A 17415-nucleotide genomic window follows, 5' to 3' on the forward strand; every position below is an offset into this window, starting at 1 on the left:
GGGTGTCACGGTGTCGCTCATCGGCGCGTCAGGGACTGGCGCAGCACGTCGTACACGTGGGTGTTGGGGTGCTTGCCGGTGAAGCGGTCCGACAGCGGGCCCACCGCCGTCACCGGTACGTCGACGCCGGTGTGACCGGACGTGGTCCAGTCGATGTAGAACTTCTTCTCGCTGCCGCGGATGCCGAAGGGGCCGTCCTCGGCGGAGACGCCGGTGCCGGACTCGTCGGCGGCGTCCGACTCCTCGACGGCCAGGCCGCCGGTCTCGTGGTCACCGGTGATGACCAGCAGGGTGTCGGGGTGCGTGGCGACGTAGGCGCGGGCGACAGCGACGGTCTTCTCGAGTTCCTGCATGGACTGCAGGACACGGGCGCCGTTGTTGGCGTGGGCGAACTCGTCCACACCCTCCTCCTCGACCATGAGGAAGAAGCCCTTCTTGTTCTTGTCCAGCGTTCCCAGGGCCTTGCTGGTCATGGTCGAGAGACCGACCACCGGGCTGTACACGTCGCCCTGGCCCTCGGAGCGCTGCTGGAACATCTCCTCGTTGGCGAAGAGACCGAGGAGCTTGCCGTTCTTGGCCCGGCTGAGCTGGTCCGCGCTGTTGACGTACGAGTAGCCGGCCTTCTTGGCCTTCTTGATGAGGTCGCCCTTGGTGCCCTTGCTGGCCTCGGACGGGTCCTCCGCGGGCTGGTCCTTGAAGGCGCCGGCGCTGCCCGCGGGCAGCCACCAGTCCTCGCCGCCGCCGAGGATGACGTCGGGCTTGGACACCTCGATGTACTGACGGGCGATCTCGTCCTGCGCCGAACGGTTGGCGGTGTTCGAGAAGAACGCCGCCGGTGACGCGTCGGTGACCTGCGCGGTGGTGACCAGGCCGGTGGCCTTCCCGGCCGCCTTCGCCTGCCGGCCGAGCGTGGCGAGCGGGTTGCCGTCCACGTCGACACTGATCGCGCCGTTGTAGGTCTTCTCGCCCGTGGCCCACGCCGTCGCCGCGGCGGCCGAGTCGGTGACGACGGCCTTCGGGTCGTCCGGCTCGGTGGTCAGCTGTCCCGAGACGGGCAGCTTGTCCATGGCGAGCTGACCTCCCAGACCGGCGAGGTGCAGGCGAGCGGCCTGGCGCGTGGCTGCACCCATGCCGTCACCGTTGATGAAGATGACGTTCTTCGCGGTCGGGGTCTTGGCCTTGGCCTGCGGAGCCGAGGCCGACGCGCCCAACGTCGGGTTGACCACCATCGTCACCACAGCGGCCGCGACCGCGGCGGCCGAGGGAGCGGCGAACCGACGAGCCCTACGAGCGTCCAGGGACACAACGTCCTCCGTTACTGTTCTTGCCCATTGCTTGACCGCGAACATAAGTTTCCATGGGGGGTGATTGACCAAGAACAGGTGACCAGCACACGTCGAAATCTCCAGCGGGAGGTGAAGACGTGAGCCCACTTGTCCGGACAGGTCGGCGCGTGACGAGGCCCGCCCTCCCCTCCGTGCACGCCCGCAGCGCACGCCCTCCCTGCGCGGAGCCGTCGACCACGGCGCAAGGGCCACCCCTCGGCAGGCGGCCGCGACACCGAAACCCGCCAAGGCGCTTTGGATGGTTTGCGCCTTATATCTTGGATCAGTGTCGAATGTACCGAGATGGGTTCTTCTCTCGTCGGGGTGTGCCCCCGTTCTGTTCACCGCGGGCTGGGTCCTCGGGGCCCATCTGGTGGGGCCCGCCTACGACCCGGTCACGCAGACGATCAGCGTCCTCGCGGCGTACGGCGAGTCGGGCTTCTGGGTGATGACCGGCGCACTGCTCGCGCTGGGCATCTGTCATCTGCTGACCGCCTGGGGACTGCGGTCGGTGGCCGTACCCGGCCGGCTGGCGTTGGCCGGCGGCGGAGTCACGGCGCTGGTGCTGGCCCTGCTCCCCGCCCCGATCAGCGGGGGTTCGCTGCGCCACGGCACGGCGGCCGCCATCGGGTTCGCGCTCCTGGCGCTGTGGCCCGTCCTGTCCGCGGACGGCAGTGAGTCCGCGCCCTGGGCCCTCAGACGCGTCCCGTCGATCACGGCCACGGCGGTCATGGTGGCCGGAGCCGCATGGTTCCTCGTCGAGACCCAGCGCCACGGGGACCTGGGCGTCGCCGAGCGCTTCGTGACAGGCGTCCAGTCCCTGTGGCCGTTCGTGGTCGTGGCCTCGTGCCTTCGCCACGCGAAGGTGCCGGAGGAGACGCGGGTCTGACGCGGACGCCGTTCCGGTCGCAGACCCGGGGCAACAAGAGACCCCGTCCCGCACAGGCGGAACGGGGTCTTCACAGAGCGCCGGGCAGGCCTTGCACCTGCATCTCCCCGCAGGAAGCGGGACGTCTTTCCTTGGACCACCAACGCATCGTGAGCCGGGGCGACTTCCGCCGACCCGCTCAAGATCAATCATACTGTAAGCCAGCAGCCCACCGTGTGCCACCCGAGCCCGCCCACCCGTTCCCTCGCGTCACACAGGAGAGTCTCTCCTGTTCCACGCGCCCTCCACCGGGCGAGGCTGCGGCACAGCACGCCCATGGCTCGCCGGGCGACCGCCGCGGTTCCACGTGACACGAGGGGCGGAGGCGTGGTACGAGCGGGCCGCGACAGCGAAGATCCCGGCAGCCCGGGGGAATGCGGCTGCCGGGATCCGTCGAGCGGAACTGCTCGTGTCGGCCCTACTTGGACTTGGGCTTGACGGCGTCCTTGGCCTTCTCCTTGGCCGAGCGCAGGTCGCCCTTGGACTCCTCGGCGCGCCCCTCGGCCTTGAGGGACTCGTTGCCCACCGCACCGCCGACGACCTTCTTGGCCTTGCCCTTGGCCTGCTCGCCCTTGGCCTGAGCCTTTTCGTCCGCAGCCACAACCACTCACACCCTGTCCTTCTCGCGAATTGATTCCTCTGCTGGGTCACCCGGCAGCGGATCCTCAAACACGGAACCGGCGAAGACGGCGAATGAAATCTTCGTCACATCGCAGTCCAGAGGAGGTTCATAAAGAAGATCAGGGAGTGTTGAGCGATTCGACAGGTCACCTGAACTGCTGGAACGGGCGACGGGTGCGGCCCACCGGCCGACGTTCAGGCGTGGATGTCGAAATTCTCGAAGCGTGTGTGTGGAGTCCGGGGCCCTGGGCACCCGACGCTCCGAGGAAACGTCATCGACTGCGTATGACGCTTTGCACGACTCCGTTGTTTCTTCTTGCGGAGTGTCGAGGAATTCTGATGAGGGAGCCGTTTTATGAGTGACAACATCTGGGGCTATCAGCCGACCACCGGTTACACCGCGGGCACCGACCTGATCGGATTCAAGGTCGAGGCGACCGACGGCAGCATCGGGAAGGTCGACAAGCACTCGGACGACGTCAACTCCTCGTACCTCGTCGTCGACACCGGCGTGTGGATCTTCGGCAAGCACGTGCTGCTCCCGGCCGGCACCGTCCAGACGGTCGACCAGGCCGAGCGGAAGATCTTCGTCGCGCTGACCAAGGACCAGATCAAGAACTCTCCGGAGTTCGACAAGGACAAGCACGTCGGCGACTCCGGCTATCACCAGCAGGTCGGCGAGTACTACCAGACCCACCGCGCCTGACCGCACAGCGCCGTCGCGGAAGGGGGCCGACCGGAGTCACTCCGGTCGGCCCCCTTCTTCGTATGCGGTCCCACGGTTGTGGGAGGGGGACGCCGCCACGGCCTGCGCGGCGGTGTCCGCCGCAAGCTCAGCCCTGCGCCAGCTCCGCCACCGGCTGCCACTTCTCCCACCCGGCGAGACGCTGCTCGTAGTCGGCCTTGGCGATGCCCAGCGGCGCCGAACCGAAGAAGCAGCGCAGCGGCGGCTCGTCGGCGTCCACGATCTCCAGGACGGCCGAGGCGGACGCGGTCGGATCGCCCGGCGTGCCGACCCTCTTGCGTCGCTGCTCCTGCACCTCCTTGTGGAATTCGGCGTACGCGGGCAGCGGTTCGGACGTGCTCGACGAGGAGCCCGCCCAGTCCGTGGCGAACCCGCCGGGCTCGATCAGCGTGACCTTGATCCCGAACGGCGCCACTTCCTGTGCCAGCGCCTGGCTCATGCCTTCGAGCGCCCACTTCGACGCGTGGTAGATGCCGACCAGCGGGAAGGCACTGATGCCTCCGATGGAGGAGACCTGAAGGATGTGTCCGCTGCCCTGCTCGCGCAGGATCGGCAGGGCGGCCTGGGTGACCCACAGGGCGCCGAACAGGTTGGTCTCCAGCTGCGCGCGGGCCTCCGCCTCGGTGAGCTCCTCGATCAGTCCGAAGTGGCCGTAGCCGGCGTTGTTGACCACCACGTCCAGGCGTCCGAACCGCTCGTGCGCCTGCTGGACCGCGGCGAAGTCGGCGTCACGGTCCGTGACGTCGAGTTGCAGGGGCAGCAGCCGTTCCCCGTACTTCTCGCGAAGATCGCCCAGCGTGGACAGGTCGCGCGCCGTCGCGGCCACCGAGTCGCCGCGGTCCAGCGCGGCGATGGCCCACTCCCTGCCGAAACCGCGTGAGGCACCGGTGATGAACCAGATCTTCTGCGTCATGGTGTGCTCCTCAAGAAAAGACGTCCCCGTACGATCATCGCGTCACGGTGTTTCTTGCACCAGCCAACACCTTCGAGTGGGCTCGAAGGCAACTTCGGCACTTCCGCGTGCGGCCTGCGCCGTCGTTCGGGAGCAGCGCCCGGAAGGACGGCGAAATCCCCTCGACGGGCAGCCCCGCGGCGACCATGATCGGCACTCGTGACGACGTCCGAGCAGTTCCTGGTCCGGGCCGCTGCCCGCAACAACGCCGAGTGGTGCGCGGCCATGAGCCGGTCCCACGGCCTGCCGAGCGCCTTCGCGCCCGGTGCCTGGACGGCTTCCGAACGCACACCGCTGTTCTACCCCGACGCGGTGACGCTGGAGCCCGGTACCGACCCCGCGGGGCTGGTGGCGCGGATCGACACCCGTACGCCCGGCGCGTCCGTCAAGGACAGCTTCGCCGACCTCGATCTCGGCAGCGCCGGCTTCCAGGTCCTGTTCGAGGCCCGGTGGATCCATCGACCGGCGGGCGCGCCGGCTGTCGTGTCGGGTCTCGCCCCGGAAGTCGCGGCCGACACCGCCGCACTGCGGGCCTGGTCGCTCGCCTGGGACGACGGGGACGGCAACGAGTGTCTCTTCCGGCCGGAACTGCTCGACGACCCCGCCACCGCGGTCCTCGTCGGGCGCTCCGCCGACGGCCGGGTGGTGGCCGGAGCGGTGGCGAGCCGGGGTAACGACGTGGTCGGCGTCTCGAACGTCTTCGCCCGCGAGGGCGGCCCCGACGCGGCCTGGTCCTTCGCGCTCACCGCGACCCACCGCCTGTTCCCCACGCTCCCCGTGGTCGGCTACGAGCACGGGGAGGACCTGACGGCGGCCGTACGCCACGGCTTCGAACCGATCGGCCCGCTACGGATCTGGCTGCACCGGCAGTGAACGATGATGTCGAAGGGCCGCGACCCGGTCCTTTCGGCCAGGTCCGCGGGGCGTCTGCCCCCGCCGCGGACCTCGTGGTTGACCTTCACCTTGGGTGAGGCCACAGCATCGGTGAGGCCGGGCGAGGTGCCCGGCTCGAGGAGGAGACGAGCATGGGGTTGCTGACCATCGGGGCGTTCGCGAAGGCGTCCCGGCTCTCACCGAAGGCACTGCGGCTCTACGACGAACTGGGTCTGCTCCGGCCGGCGCACGTCGACCCGGTGACCGGCTACCGGCTCTACGCGCCGGACCAGCTGGACCTGGCACGGCTGGTCGCGTGGCTCCGGCGGCTGGGAATGCCCCTGGCCCGCATCCGGCACGTCTGCGCGCTGGAGCCCTCAGAGGCGGTGCCGGAGCTCCGGCGGTACTGGGCCGAAGTCGAGGCCGACACCGCGGCCCGGCGCGATCTCGCCTCCTTCCTCGTCGACCACCTGTCACGGAAGGACCCTGCCATGTCCGCCGACACCCCGTCCCTGAGCATCCGTTATGCCGCCCTGTCCGACACCGGCCTCATCCGGGAGAACAACCAGGACACCGTGTACGCCGGCTCCCGGCTGCTCGCGGTCGCCGACGGCTTCGGCCGTGCGGGCGCCACGGCCGGCGCCGCCGCCGTCGAGGCCCTCAAACCCCTCGAAACCGCGGGTTTCGCCGCGGGTGATCTCCTCAACGTCCTCGAAGAGGCCGTCGCGGAGGCCAAGTCGGCCGTCGCCGGTGCCACCGGCTCGTCCCCCGCGGAGTCCGGCACCACGCTCACCGCGATGCTCTGGACGGGCTCGCAACTGGCCCTTGTGCACATCGGCGACTCCCGCGCCCATCTCCTGCGCGACGGCGAGCTGTTCCAGATCACCCACGACCACACGATGGTCCAGTCGATGGTGGACGACGGGCGCATCACTCCGGAGGAAGCGGTCTCGCACCCGCAGCGGGCCCTGCTGCTGCGCGCCCTGGGGCACGGGACCCACGGCACGCCCGACGTGCGCCTGCACGACGCCCGGCCGGGTGACCGCTATCTGCTCTGTTCCGACGGGCTGTCCACCGTGGTGGAGATCGCCGAGGTGCGCCGGGTCCTCACCGAGGTGACCGATCCCGACGAGGCGGTCCGCGAACTCGTCGGTCTCGCCAACGGGTTCGGCGGCCCCGACAACGTCAGTTGCGTGGTCGCCGACGTCGTGGAGGGCCAGTCGTAGAGGTGGACTGGAGAAAGTAGAGGCGGCCGGTCGGTCTCACGAGAGCGACCGGCCGCCTCTGCGTGCCGCCCGGTGGCTCCGCACCTGCGGCGGCCTCGGCAGCCGGGCGGGGCCGTCTCCTGAGCCAGGCCATGGCAACACACACGTGGAGGATGCGTCGCAGGTCCCGACGGCCCCCGCCGAAGGGGCTAGCTTGGGGACGCGAGCCCGGCACAAAGTCCGGCCATGAGTTCTTTGTCCCCCACCCCAACTCCAACCCCAACTCCAACTGTGAGGCGCTTCGTCATGAGCCTGAGCATCCGCAACCAGCTTCCCGGCACCGTCACCGCAGTCACCACCGGCGAGGTCATGGCGACCGTCAAGGTGCGCCTGGACGGGGGTCAGGACCTCACCGCGGCGATCACGCAGGAAGCCGTCAAGGACCTGGGACTCGCCGAGGGGTCACCGGTGCGCGCCATGATGAAGTCGACCGAGGTCGCGCTCGCCACCGGTCCCGTCGAGGGCCTGTCCATCCGCAACCAACTGCCCGGCACGGTCAGTGATGTCGCCACGGGCGGGGCGATGGCCACGGTCAAGATCACGGTCGACGGGGGCGAACTGACGGCGGCGATCACCAAGGACGCGGTCTCCGACCTGTCACTGGCGCCCGGTTCGTCGGTCGTCGCTCTCATCAAGTCGACCGAGGTGTCCCTCGCGACCGCCTGACGCGGGCCGGGGCAGTCGGTGCCGGTGACGCCCGTGAGGCGATGAGGGCCACGGTCCGGTGCGCCGCCTCCCGGTGAGAACATCGACCGGTCCGGCGCCGGAGCGGGGGCGGATGCCCCGCCAGGAGCGGGCTCCGTCGAAGCGCCGGTCCGGGCCCGCGCCTCACAGCAGGTGAGCATCCGCGCCGCTCGGGGAAGGCGATCGTCACCGAACACCGGCGACGAAAGGACACCCGCGTGGCCAGAGACCGGCACAGCACCGTCGAGGCCGCCGCCGACCGGACCCGGCGTGTCCCTCCCGGCCAGCACCACGTGAACGGCTGGCCGGTCTCGCACTACGGACCCGTCCCCCGCTTCCGCCCCGAGCGCTGGAACCTCCGGGTCTTCGGCGCCACCGCGGGCGGCGTCGACCGCAGTTGGACCTTCGAGGAACTGGCCACCCTGCCGCACACGACGGTGATCGCCGATCTGCACTGCGCCTCGGGGCCGACGTCCACCGACCACGAGTGGTACGGAATCCCCGCCGCGGCCCTGCTGGAGCTGGTGCCGCCCGCACCTGAGGTCACGCACATCATGACGTGGGCCGAGTACGGCTACACGTCCAACGTCCGGCTTGCCGACTTCACGGCACCGCAGACGCTGTTGGCCACGCACCACGACGACGAACCCCTCACCGCCGAGCACGGGTTCCCGCTGCGTCTCGTCGTGCCGCACCTGTACGGCTACAAGAGCACCAAGTGGCTCCGCGCCGTCGAGTACCTCACCGAGGACCGCCGAGGATTCTGGGAGGACCGCGGCCACCACACCATCGGTGACCCCTGGCAGGAGCAGCGCTACGCCCACCAGGAGGCGGACGGCGAGGGGGCACGACCGCACGTCTGAACAGCCCGGCCCGATACCCGACACCCGCACGGGGTGGGCGACTTCACGGACCGGATCGGCGCGGTTCCGCACCGAAGGCCGGCCCGGGGGAGGATGGCGTGCGTGCCGAACAAGCCGAACGCCCCGGAGACCATCGAGCTGACCGAGGACGAACTCCGCGCGATCGCGGGGTACGCCGCCGACTGTGCTTCCCCCGTGCTGTCCCTCTTCGAACGGGACCTTCCCTCCGACACACGCCCGCGTGACGCCGTCGACGCGGCCCGCGTCTTCGCAGCGGGCGGACCGCGCACCGGCGCTCTGCGGCAGAGCGCCTGGGCGGCGTTCAAGGCGGCCCGCGAGCCGTCCCTCTCCCCCGCGGCGGCCGACGCGGCTCGTGCGGCGAGCCATGCGGCCGCCGCCGCGTATCTGCATCCCAAGGCGAGCGCTCATCAGGTGAAGCACATCCTGGGCGCCGCGGCTCACGCGGCGAGGGCGGAAGAACTCGCGTCGGCAGCGGGCACCGAAGGCACGCGCGTGGGCGCGGGGGCGCTCGCAACGGCTCGCGACCACGCCCCGGCCGCGGTCAGGACCGTGCTGGGCCGCCTGCCGGTCGCGCCGCCCGGAGGCGGGCCGGTCGGCGCACTCGTCCGGGCTCTCGACGCGGCGCTCCGCACCTGAACGCGCCGACGCGGCGGTGTCCCGCCGAGGAACGCCTACGCGGTGTCGGGCTTCCCGAACGCTCGTCTGCCGTGCACGAGGAACTCCCGTACCGACGCGTTGTCCGAGCCCCTCCAGACGAGGGCGAGCAAGGCGGGTGCCTCGACATCGTCGATGGTCCGGGCGGTGAGCCGGTCGCGGTGGCCGGCGGCCATCGAGTCGCTGAGGACGGCGACGCCGAGCCCGCGGGCGGCGAGGTCGGCGATGGCGTCCGCGGCGCTGGCCTGGAGCGCGATCGCCGGCTGGAGGCCCTGTGCGGCACAGGCGCGGTCGAAGACCGTCCGCAGGCCCGTCCCGGCCGGCATGCACACGATGGGGTGGTCGGCCAGGTCGCGCAGCGTCACCTGGCGCCGCTCCGCGAGCGGATGTCCGTGCGGGACGGCTGCGACGAGCCGCTCGCTGATGATGGTCAGCCTGTCGAGTCCGTCGGGGGCGGTGGTCGCGGTGCCGACCAGGGCCAGATCGACGACGCCGGCCCGTACCTGTTCGAGCAGCCGGTCGGAGGTGTCCTCCAGGAGGGAGATGTCGACGCCGGGATGGGCCTCGTGGAAGGCGGCGAGGGCGTCGAACAGCGGGGCGATCGTGCATCCGGTGACCATGCCGACGGTCAGCCGGCCCCGGATGAGCCCGGTCACCTGGCCCACCGCCTGGCCGACCGCCTCGGCCGCCGCGAGGGCAGCGCGGGCAGGCCCGAGTGCGGCCTTTCCCGCGACGGTGAGGGTGGCGGTGCGCCCCGTGCGGTCGAAGAGCTCGGCACCTAGCTCAAGCTCCAGTCGGCGGATCTGGGCGCTGACACCGGACTGGCTGATATGGACGCGCTCGGCCGCCCGCGTGAAGTTCCGTTCCTCGGCGACCGCGACGAAGTACTCCAGCTGCCTCAGGTCCATAACTGGAAATTCTAGCTCCGAGCACATCCATCTGTTGGACTTCTGATTGTCGGGAGACCACGCTGGAGAGACACCGGACGCCACGAGAAGCGGAGAAGTCCATGCCGGAGCATGCGAAGGCCCTGCGGCCCGAGGACCTCACACGGCTGTTCGTCGAACGGTCCAACGCAGGTGACGCGGCCGGAGTCGCTGCCCTGTACGAGGAGGGCGCGGTGATGGCCTTCCCGCCGGGCGAGTTCACGGTGGGTCGTGAGGCGATCCGCGCCCTGTGGGAGAAGGTGCTGGCCGGTGGCCCGCGCTTCGAACCGGAGCAGCCGCTGCCGACGCTGGTCAGCGGCGACATAGCCCTGACCTCGACGCCTCCGAAGGACGGGGCCGGCGCGCGGGCCCAGGTCGTCCGCCGTCAGCCGGACGGAAGCTGGCTGCGCCTGCTGGACCAGCCCGAGTTCGCCCCACCGGCCCGGTAGGGCGGGCACCCGCGAGGTCCCGGCGCGACCCGCGGGCGTCGAGCGGGCGCGCCGGAGCCGGATTCGCCCGCCGGATCGGCGGTAGTCGCGGCGGTCAGTCGCGGCGGCGGGCGACGTACACGGTGTTCGCCGCGGTTCCGCCCTGGAGCGGATTGTCGAAGTCGACCACGTGGGCGGCCGTGTCCGTGAAGACCTGGGCGAGGACCTTGCCGAACTCCTCGTCCGGCGGATCGTTCGACCACAGCGCGAACACGCCCCCGGGATGCAGCAGGTCGGCCAGGGCCGTCAGACCGGGCACGCCGTAGAGAGCGGCGTGGCTGGGGTGCAGCACATGGCGCGGCGAGTGGTCCACGTCGAGGAGGATCGCGTGGAACCGGCGGCCGGGGGTCTCCGGGTCCAGCCCACGAGGGGCGCCGTCGGCCCCGCTGTCCGTGTCCTCCGTGACACCGGTGTCCTCCGGCGAGGCGGGGGCGCCGGTCCCGGAACCGCCGGTGACCATGGCGAAGAAGTCCCCGAGCACCAGGCGGCAGCGCGGGTCCGTCGACAGTCCCGTGCCGAGCGGTACGAGTCCGCGCCGGTGCCAGTCGATCACTTGCGGCAGGGCGTCGACGACGACCAGGGAACGCACTCGGGGGTCGTCCAGCGCCGTCCGGGCGGTGTATCCGAGGCCGAGTCCGCCCACGACGACGTCGAGCGGGCCCTCGGCCAGTTCCGCCAGGCCGAGCCGGGTCAGTTCGACCTCGCCCTCGGTGAAGAGACTGGACATCAGGTACTCGTCGCCGAGCTTCACCTCGTACACGTCCTCCCCCGACGAGGGATCGCGTCGTCGGCGGAGGCTGATCTCGCCCATCGGGGTGGGCTGCCAGTCGAGTTCCTGGAAACGTGCGCTCATCCGGTGTCCTGCTCCCCGTCGAAGGTCCACTGCCGCGAGCGGGTTGAGGTACGCCGCAGGAAGGCACCGTACCGGCAGGTCAGGGCCGGATGCTCACGGGGACCCCCGAGGGATGCTCCCCGGGTGGAGCGGTCGCACACCCGTACGCACCCTGTCGGCCGCGCGGACGCACCGGCCCGGGCCGGTGTCGCAGTTTGTTTGGGTTGATGCGTATCCGAGTTATTCATGTCGTATGAGCACTCTCGACTACGCCGACAGGTCCGACTTCGACGACGCCGAGCGGGGTTTCGTCGCCGCTCTGGAACCGGCGGTCATCCGTGCCGAGGACGGCCGGGTGGTCTGGGACGGCGACGCGTACGCGTTCCTGGACGCGGAATGTCCGGACACCGCGCACCCGAGCCTGTGGCGGCAGAGCCAGCTGTGCAACAAGCAGGGGCTCTTCGAGGTGACCGATGGCATCTACCAGGTCCGGAACCTGGACCTGTCGAACATGACGCTGGTCGAGGGCGACACGGGCGTCATCGTCATCGATCCGCTGATCTCGGCCGAGAACGCCGCCGCCGCGCTGGCGCTCTACCGAGCGCACCGGGGAGAGCGCCCGGTCACGGGGCTCGTCTACACCCACTCGCACGGCGACCACTTCGGCGGCTCGCGCGGCGTCCTGCCGCACGGCCACGCGCCGGTGCCGGTGATCGCCCCGGCGGGTTTCCTGGAGCACGCCGTCGCGGAGAACGTCTACGCGGGCGGCGCGATGACCCGCCGGGCCGTCTACATGTACGGCGCCGAACTGGACAAGGGGCCCGCCGGGCAGATCAGCGCGGGGCTCGGCATGACGACGTCCAAGGGCACCATCACCCTCGTACCGCCGACGCTCGACATCACGCACACCGGCCAGGAGGAGACCGTCGACGGTGTGCGGATCGTCTTCCAGATGACGCCGGACACCGAGGCGCCCTCGGAGATGAACTTCTACTTCCCGGACCGGCGGGCCCTGTGCATGGCGGAGAACGCCACGCACAACATGCACAACATCCTGACCCTGCGCGGCGCGGTCGTGCGGGACACCCGGATCTGGGCGCACTACCTGAACGAGGCGATCGCCCTGTTCGCCGACCGGGCGGACGTGGCGTTCGCCTCGCACCACTGGCCGACCTGGGGCCGTGACCGGATCGTCGAACACCTCGCCGGGCAGCGGGACATGTGGGCCTATCTGCACGACCAGACCCTGCGCATGACCAACCAGGGGCTGACCGGGACCGAGATCGCCGAGCGGATCGAGCTGCCGCCGGCCGTCGCGAACCGGTGGGCCAACCGCGGCTACTACGGTTCCGTCAGCCACAACTCCAAGGCCATCTACCAGCGCTACATGGGCTGGTTCGACGGGAACCCCGCGCATCTGTGGGAGCACCCGCCGACCGAACTGGCCCAGCGCTTCGCCGCCGACTACGGCGGTGTCCCCGCGCTCGTCGCCAAGGGCCGGGAGTACGCCTCGGCGGGCGACCTGCGCTTCGCCGCGACCCTCCTCGGACACGCGGTCTTCGCCGCACCGGACGACCCGGACGCCAAGGAGGCCCTCGCGGGCGTGTACGAGCGGCTCGGTCACGGCTGCGAGAACGGTCCGTGGCGGAACTTCTACCTGATGGGCGCGCAGGAACTGCGGGGCAGCGTCGCGCACACCGCGCTGGAGACGACCAACCCCGAGATGGCCATGGCGCTGACGGTCGACATGCTCATCGACTCCCTCGCCATCCGCGTCGACGGCCCGCGTGCCTGGGACGAGAGACTCACCATGACGTGGCACCTCACCGACGAGGGACGGACCTGGCGGATCCAGCTGTCCAACGGGGCGCTCACGTACCGCAGTACGGAGACCGCGACCGGCGGGGCGGGTCCGGCGCCGTCGGCCGATCTCACGCTGACACTGACGAAGCCGCAGCTGCTCGCGCTCCTCGCGGGCGAGGGGTTGGACGGCGTTCAGGTCGAGGGCGACCCTCAGGTCCTCACCACGCTCTTCGGTCTGCTCGACACTCCGGACCCCGACTTCCCCATCGTCACCCCCTGAGCGTGCCCGTCCGCACGCCGCCCGACCGCCTCGTGCCCGCCGGGGGCGCGGCGGTCGGGTCCGGAGACCGCAGCGCCTCGTCCGAGCCCACCGGGGGAATCCTGTGAGCGCGACACAACTGACCCTGGGAGCCCTCGGCTTCGGGTCGTTCGAGTTCACCGGCGGCGGCACCCTGATCAACCTGGTGGCGGCGACCACGAACGCGCTCAACGGAGCCCTGCTCGCCCGTCGGCCCGACCACTACAAGAACTTCACCGTGATCGGCATCCTGCTCATGGCGCTGCTCGGCGGGATCGGTGGCGGAGTGAGCCGGGACGTCCTGGTGGGCCGTGTGCCGGCCGCGCTCACGAACTCGTCGTACATCGCGCTCTGCCTGACCGCCGGGGTCATCGGCCATCTTCTGGCCTACGACAAGGGGCAGTTGTTCCGTGAGGGGCTCTTCCAGTTCGTCACCTCGTTCGCCCTGCCCTGGTACGCCATCGTCGGCGCGCAGACGGGCGTGGAGGTGGGTCTGCCGGTTCTGGGATCGCTGGCCCTCGCCGTGGTCGGCCCGACCGCGGGGCGGTTCCTCATCGACGTGTCCTGCGGTGTGCCGCCCAAGCAGTTCGTCCGCGGGGAGTGGTTCGTCGCCATCGCCGCGCTCACCGGTGCGGTCTGGATCGTCCTGGACCAGGCGGGACTGCCCCGCGCCGCGAGCGCGCCCGTGGCGTTCCTGGTCGGTTTCACCGTCCGGCTCACCGCGCTCTACCGCGGCTGGGAGGAACCACTGGCCGCCGAACCGGCGGGTGTGTACCGGCACGACGACGGACGTCCGCTGCTCGGCCGCAAGATCGCCGGCAGGTCCGCGCGCGAGATGCGGCTGCTCGGCCTGACCGTGGAACCGGATCCTGATGCCGGGGCGCGTGCCCCCGGCCCGCCGCGCGGCTCCGGTGCGGGCCGACCGTAGTCCGGCGTGGGAGACGTCGGTATCAGGCCGTCGTCCCGGCCGGTGGGGCGCCGCGTTCGGCGAGGACCGTCGCACGGAACTCCGCGACGACCGGCCGCAGATCGACGCGGTGCCAGGCGGCCCACAGCTGGATGGACCCTTCGTACCAGGGCAGTTCGCGGACGGCGACACCGTCGGAGGTGCCGCGGACCATGCTCCGCTGGATGAGCGCGAGGCCCAGGCCGGAGGCGACCAGGCCGAGCGCGGTGAGGGGGTCGGCCGCGTCGAGTCTGATGTCCGGGGTGAAGCCGGAGGCGACGCAGGACGCGACGAACGTGTCGCGCCACGCCGGGTCCTGGGCGTCGCCGACCGCGATCCACGGCTGCCCGTCGAGGGCCTCGGGGGTCAGGTCGTCCTGCTCCGCGAGGGGGTGTTGCGCGGGCAGCACCAGGAGCAGGGGGTCCCGGAGCAGGGGCGCCGCGTCCAGGTCCGGTTCGTCGTCGCCGGGCGGGGTGCGGACGAGGGCGATGTCCAGGCTGCGCTGGCGCAGGCCCTCGAACTGCGCGGCCGACTCCTGGTCGTAGAGCGCGACATGGATGCCGGGGCGGTCCTCGCGCAGGGCCCGCAGGGCGGAGGGCAGCACGCCGGTGTGCATGGCGTCGGCGACGTACCCGATGCAGAGGCCGCCCTCCTCGCCGCGGCCGAGGCGCCGGCCCAGGTTCTCCAGGCGGTCCGCGTGCCGCAGCAGGGCGCGCGCCTCGGTCAGGAAGACCCTGCCGTCGGAGGTGAGCCGGATGCGCTGCTGGCTGCGTTCGAACAGGGTGAGTCCCAGGTTCTTCTCCAGCTGGGCGATCTGCCGGCTGAGCGGCGACTGGGAGATGTGCAGGCGCTCGGCGGCGCGGCCGACGTGTTCGTCCTCGGCCACGGCGACGAAGTAGCGCAGTTGTCGCAGGTCAAGCATGTAGGACCTCGGAGGACTCAAGTGTGTCCGAGCAAGTCTTGGACAGTCTCATGTAGGGATCCTAACCTCGAACACGCAAGGCCGACGGATCGACCATCCGGCCTCTTATCCGTCCGAACCACCATCACGAGGATTCCTTCATGAGCATCACGTCCCTTCTGCCCGGAGCGCTCGGTTTCGGCACCGCACCGCTCGGCAACATGTTCCGCGCCATCCCCGACGAGGAGGCCGCGGCCACCGTCGAGGCGGCCTGGGACCATGGCATCCGCTACTTCGACACCGCGCCCTTCTACGGGGCGGGCCTCTCCGAGCTGCGGCTCGGCGAGGTCCTCGCGCGGCACCCGCGCGAGGACTTCGTCCTCAGCACGAAGGTCGGCCGCGTGATCCTCGACGAGACCGAGGACCCGGCCGCGCGCGATCTCGGTGAGAAGGGCGGCCTCTTCGAACACGGCCGGCCGAACAGGATGGTGAACGACTACTCCGCCGACGCCACCCTGCGGTCCGTCGAGGACAGCCTGAAGCGACTGCGGACCGACCGCCTCGACATCGTGTGGGTGCACGACGTCGCCCAGGACTTCTACGGGGACGAGTGGCTCGCGGCCTACGAGAGCGCCCGCACCGGCGCCTTCCGCGTGCTGCAGAAGCTGCGCGAGGAGGGGGTCATCAAGGCCTGGGGCCTGGGCGTGAACCGGGTGGAACCGCTGGAACTGACCCTGGACCTGGACGAGCCGAAGCCCGACGCGTTCCTGCTGGCCGGCCGGTACACGCTGCTCGATCACGACCGAGCCCTCCAGCGCCTCCTGCCGTCCGCCGCCGAGCAGGGCGTCGACGTCGTGGTCGGCGGCCCGTACAGCTCGGGCATCCTCGCCGGCGGCACGCACTTCGAGTACCAGCAGGCTCCCGCGCACATCGTCGAGAAGGTGGAGCGCATCAAGGCGGTGGCCCGGCGGCACGGCGTCGGCATCAAGGCTGCCGCACTGCAGTTCTCCCTCGCCCACCCGGCGACGGCCGCCGCGATCCCGGGCGCGACCAGGCCAAGCCGCATCGCCGAGGACGTGGCGGCCCTCGGCGAAAGCATCCCGGCCGGATTCTGGACAGACCTGCGCGCGGAGCGCCTGCTGGCCCAGGACGCCCCCGTGCCCGCAGCCGCCGCCTGACACCCGTCGCCCCCCCACCCCCCCACCGCGAAGGAGACTCCTGTGGCCACGACCACCGCGTCCATCGACATCGACGTCGCACCCGACCGCGTCTGGCAGCTCGTCGGCGGCTTCGGCTCGCTGCCCGACTGGCTTCCGTACATCCCCGTCAGCGAGCTGAGCGAGGGCGGACGGGTCCGCCGCCTGGAGAACGAGGACGGTGAGGTGATCGTCGAACGCCTCCAGGCCTTCGACGACGAGCACCGCACCTACAGCTACTCGATCCTGCGGGCCCCGTTCCCGGTCACCGGCTACCGGTCGACGCTCACCGTGCACGAGAGTGCCGAGCCGGGCAGGGCCCGCGTGGAGTGGTCCGGCTCCTTCACTCCCGACGGCATCAGTGACGCCGACGCGGTGACCCTGTTCCACGGCATCTACACCCAGGGGCTGGACGCGCTCGCCCAGACCCTCGCCTCCGTCCCGGCGACCCGATAGGAAGACGGCGGCCGGACGCGAACCAACCCCTTGGGAACAACGGAAAGCCCCCGTAACGGCAGTGCGTGCCGGTACGGGGGCTTCGGTCCGACTCAGGCCTGCGCGCGCTTCGGCAGCCGCCAGTTCGGGCGGACGAAGTGGCAGGTGTACCCGTCGGGGTAGCGCTGGAGGTAGTCCTGGTGCTCCGGCTCCGCCTCCCAGAACGGACCGGCCGGCACGACCTCGGTCACGACCTTGCCGGGCCACAGACCGGAGGCGTCCACGTCGGCGATGGTGTCCTCGGCGACACGCTTCTGCTCGTCGTCGAAGTAGTAGATCGCGGACCGGTAGCTGAGGCCGATGTCGTTGCCCTGGCGGTTCTTCGTGGACGGGTCGTGGATCTGGAAGAAGTACTCCAGGATCGTCCGGTAGTCGGTCTTCGTGGGGTCGAAGGTGATCTCGATCGCCTCGGCGTGCGTGCCGTGGTTCCGGTACGTCGCGTTCGGGACGTCGCCTCCGCTGTAACCCACCCGCGTGTCCAGGACACCCGGGAACGTCCTGATCAGCTCCTGCACACCCCAGAAGCAGCCGCCCGCCAGCAGGGCCTTCTCCTCGTTCCGGCTCATCGCACACACCCTTCTTCGGTCTTCTCGTCAGGC

At 70.6% G+C, this 17415-nt stretch carries 19 protein-coding genes; 12 read left to right on the forward strand and 7 right to left on the reverse strand.

Annotation, left to right across the window (positions count from 1 at the left end; genetic code table 11):
- Window positions 1–17: 17 nt before the first annotated feature.
- Window positions 18–1304, reverse strand: coding sequence for an alkaline phosphatase (locus B0675_RS28290; protein ID WP_241540042.1), 1287 nt, complete (start codon window positions 1302–1304; stop codon window positions 18–20).
- 307 nt (window positions 1305–1611) lie between these two features.
- Here B0675_RS28290 and B0675_RS28295 point away from each other — a divergent pair, with 307 nt between their 5' ends.
- On the forward strand, window positions 1612–2214 hold the full coding sequence (locus tag B0675_RS28295; RefSeq protein WP_107482862.1) for a DUF998 domain-containing protein: 603 nt from the start codon (window positions 1612–1614) through the stop codon (window positions 2212–2214).
- A 457-nt stretch (window positions 2215–2671) separates the two neighbouring features.
- Here B0675_RS28295 and B0675_RS28300 read toward each other — a convergent pair whose 3' ends face one another.
- On the reverse strand, window positions 2672–2854 hold the full coding sequence (locus B0675_RS28300; protein WP_081222436.1) for a CsbD family protein: 183 nt from the start codon (window positions 2852–2854) through the stop codon (window positions 2672–2674).
- Window positions 2855–3229: 375 nt separating this feature from the next.
- On the opposite strand from B0675_RS28300, the gene B0675_RS28305 reads away from it, so the two are divergent.
- Window positions 3230–3580 carry a PRC-barrel domain-containing protein gene (locus B0675_RS28305; protein ID WP_081222437.1) on the forward strand — a complete coding sequence of 117 codons (351 nt, stop codon included), beginning with the start codon at window positions 3230–3232 and terminating at the stop codon, window positions 3578–3580.
- A gap of 127 nt (window positions 3581–3707) precedes the next feature.
- Here the strand turns inward: B0675_RS28305 and B0675_RS28310 are convergent, their stop codons facing one another.
- A complete protein-coding gene (locus B0675_RS28310; RefSeq protein ID WP_081222438.1) occupies window positions 3708–4532 on the reverse strand; it encodes an SDR family oxidoreductase in 825 nt (274 codons plus the stop codon).
- Window positions 4533–4730: 198 nt separating this feature from the next.
- On the opposite strand from B0675_RS28310, the gene B0675_RS28315 reads away from it, so the two are divergent.
- From B0675_RS28315 to B0675_RS28335, 5 genes are all read left to right on the forward strand, one after another.
- Window positions 4731–5444 (forward strand): hypothetical protein, encoded by a 714-nt coding sequence (locus B0675_RS28315; protein WP_081222439.1) that lies wholly within the window; start codon window positions 4731–4733, stop codon window positions 5442–5444.
- A 152-nt stretch (window positions 5445–5596) separates the two neighbouring features.
- Window positions 5597–6670 carry a MerR family transcriptional regulator gene (locus B0675_RS28320; RefSeq protein ID WP_081222440.1) on the forward strand — a complete coding sequence of 358 codons (1074 nt, stop codon included), beginning with the start codon at window positions 5597–5599 and terminating at the stop codon, window positions 6668–6670.
- 285 nt (window positions 6671–6955) lie between these two features.
- Window positions 6956–7375, forward strand: coding sequence for a TOBE domain-containing protein (locus B0675_RS28325; protein WP_081222441.1), 420 nt, complete (start codon window positions 6956–6958; stop codon window positions 7373–7375).
- Window positions 7376–7611: 236 nt separating this feature from the next.
- Entirely contained in the window at window positions 7612–8256 is a 645-nt protein-coding gene (locus B0675_RS28330) for a molybdopterin-dependent oxidoreductase (RefSeq protein ID WP_107482863.1), read from the forward strand.
- 102 nt (window positions 8257–8358) lie between these two features.
- Entirely contained in the window at window positions 8359–8913 is a 555-nt protein-coding gene (locus tag B0675_RS28335; RefSeq protein ID WP_241540043.1) for a putative immunity protein, read from the forward strand.
- Window positions 8914–8948: 35 nt separating this feature from the next.
- Here the strand turns inward: B0675_RS28335 and B0675_RS28340 are convergent, their stop codons facing one another.
- On the reverse strand, window positions 8949–9839 hold the full coding sequence (locus tag B0675_RS28340; protein WP_081222443.1) for a LysR family transcriptional regulator: 891 nt from the start codon (window positions 9837–9839) through the stop codon (window positions 8949–8951).
- Window positions 9840–9940: 101 nt separating this feature from the next.
- Here B0675_RS28340 and B0675_RS28345 point away from each other — a divergent pair, with 101 nt between their 5' ends.
- Entirely contained in the window at window positions 9941–10306 is a 366-nt protein-coding gene (locus B0675_RS28345) for a nuclear transport factor 2 family protein (RefSeq protein ID WP_081222444.1), read from the forward strand.
- 94 nt (window positions 10307–10400) lie between these two features.
- Here the strand turns inward: B0675_RS28345 and B0675_RS28350 are convergent, their stop codons facing one another.
- On the reverse strand, window positions 10401–11198 hold the full coding sequence (locus B0675_RS28350; RefSeq protein ID WP_081222445.1) for a spermidine synthase: 798 nt from the start codon (window positions 11196–11198) through the stop codon (window positions 10401–10403).
- A 232-nt stretch (window positions 11199–11430) separates the two neighbouring features.
- Between B0675_RS28350 and B0675_RS28355 the strand changes: the two genes are divergently transcribed.
- Together B0675_RS28355 and B0675_RS28360 are read left to right on the forward strand one after the other, a co-directional pair.
- Window positions 11431–13260, forward strand: coding sequence for an alkyl sulfatase dimerization domain-containing protein (locus B0675_RS28355; protein ID WP_081222446.1), 1830 nt, complete (start codon window positions 11431–11433; stop codon window positions 13258–13260).
- A gap of 103 nt (window positions 13261–13363) precedes the next feature.
- Window positions 13364–14206, forward strand: coding sequence for a TRIC cation channel family protein (locus tag B0675_RS28360; RefSeq protein ID WP_081222447.1), 843 nt, complete (start codon window positions 13364–13366; stop codon window positions 14204–14206).
- Between the two features lie 22 nt (window positions 14207–14228).
- Here the strand turns inward: B0675_RS28360 and B0675_RS28365 are convergent, their stop codons facing one another.
- The gene (locus B0675_RS28365) at window positions 14229–15146 is read right to left on the reverse strand and encodes a LysR substrate-binding domain-containing protein (RefSeq protein WP_081222448.1); all 918 of its coding nucleotides are present in this window, start codon (window positions 15144–15146) and stop codon (window positions 14229–14231) included.
- 140 nt (window positions 15147–15286) lie between these two features.
- Here B0675_RS28365 and B0675_RS28370 point away from each other — a divergent pair, with 140 nt between their 5' ends.
- On the forward strand, window positions 15287–16303 hold the full coding sequence (locus tag B0675_RS28370; RefSeq protein ID WP_081222449.1) for an aldo/keto reductase: 1017 nt from the start codon (window positions 15287–15289) through the stop codon (window positions 16301–16303).
- 42 nt (window positions 16304–16345) lie between these two features.
- The gene (locus B0675_RS28375) at window positions 16346–16777 is read left to right on the forward strand and encodes an SRPBCC family protein (RefSeq protein WP_081222450.1); all 432 of its coding nucleotides are present in this window, start codon (window positions 16346–16348) and stop codon (window positions 16775–16777) included.
- Window positions 16778–16869: 92 nt separating this feature from the next.
- Here the strand turns inward: B0675_RS28375 and msrA are convergent, their stop codons facing one another.
- Complete coding sequence (gene msrA / locus B0675_RS28380; protein WP_081222451.1) at window positions 16870–17382, reverse strand: peptide-methionine (S)-S-oxide reductase MsrA; 513 nt, start codon at window positions 17380–17382, stop codon at window positions 16870–16872.
- Window positions 17383–17415 lie beyond the last annotated feature (33 nt).

Source organism: Streptomyces sp. M41(2017) (genome assembly GCF_002078175.1).
Taxonomy (GTDB): domain Bacteria; phylum Actinomycetota; class Actinomycetes; order Streptomycetales; family Streptomycetaceae; genus Streptomyces.

Excerpts from the sequence above, each read along its gene's own strand:
- B0675_RS28305 (WP_081222437.1), top strand. The coding sequence starts at position 3,230 with ATGAGTGACAACATCTGGGGCTATCAGCCGACCACCGGTTACACCGCG.
- B0675_RS28310 (WP_081222438.1), bottom strand. The coding sequence starts at position 4,532 with ATGACGCAGAAGATCTGGTTCATCACCGGTGCCTCACGCGGTTTCGGC.
- B0675_RS28320 (WP_081222440.1), top strand. The coding sequence starts at position 5,597 with ATGGGGTTGCTGACCATCGGGGCGTTCGCGAAGGCGTCCCGGCTCTCA.
- B0675_RS28325 (WP_081222441.1), top strand. The coding sequence starts at position 6,956 with ATGAGCCTGAGCATCCGCAACCAGCTTCCCGGCACCGTCACCGCAGTC.
- B0675_RS28340 (WP_081222443.1), bottom strand. The coding sequence starts at position 9,839 with ATGGACCTGAGGCAGCTGGAGTACTTCGTCGCGGTCGCCGAGGAACGG.
- B0675_RS28345 (WP_081222444.1), top strand. The coding sequence starts at position 9,941 with ATGCCGGAGCATGCGAAGGCCCTGCGGCCCGAGGACCTCACACGGCTG.
- B0675_RS28350 (WP_081222445.1), bottom strand. The coding sequence starts at position 11,198 with ATGAGCGCACGTTTCCAGGAACTCGACTGGCAGCCCACCCCGATGGGC.
- B0675_RS28355 (WP_081222446.1), top strand. The coding sequence starts at position 11,431 with ATGAGCACTCTCGACTACGCCGACAGGTCCGACTTCGACGACGCCGAG.
- B0675_RS28365 (WP_081222448.1), bottom strand. The coding sequence starts at position 15,146 with ATGCTTGACCTGCGACAACTGCGCTACTTCGTCGCCGTGGCCGAGGAC.
- B0675_RS28370 (WP_081222449.1), top strand. The coding sequence starts at position 15,287 with ATGAGCATCACGTCCCTTCTGCCCGGAGCGCTCGGTTTCGGCACCGCA.
- msrA (WP_081222451.1), bottom strand. The coding sequence starts at position 17,382 with ATGAGCCGGAACGAGGAGAAGGCCCTGCTGGCGGGCGGCTGCTTCTGG.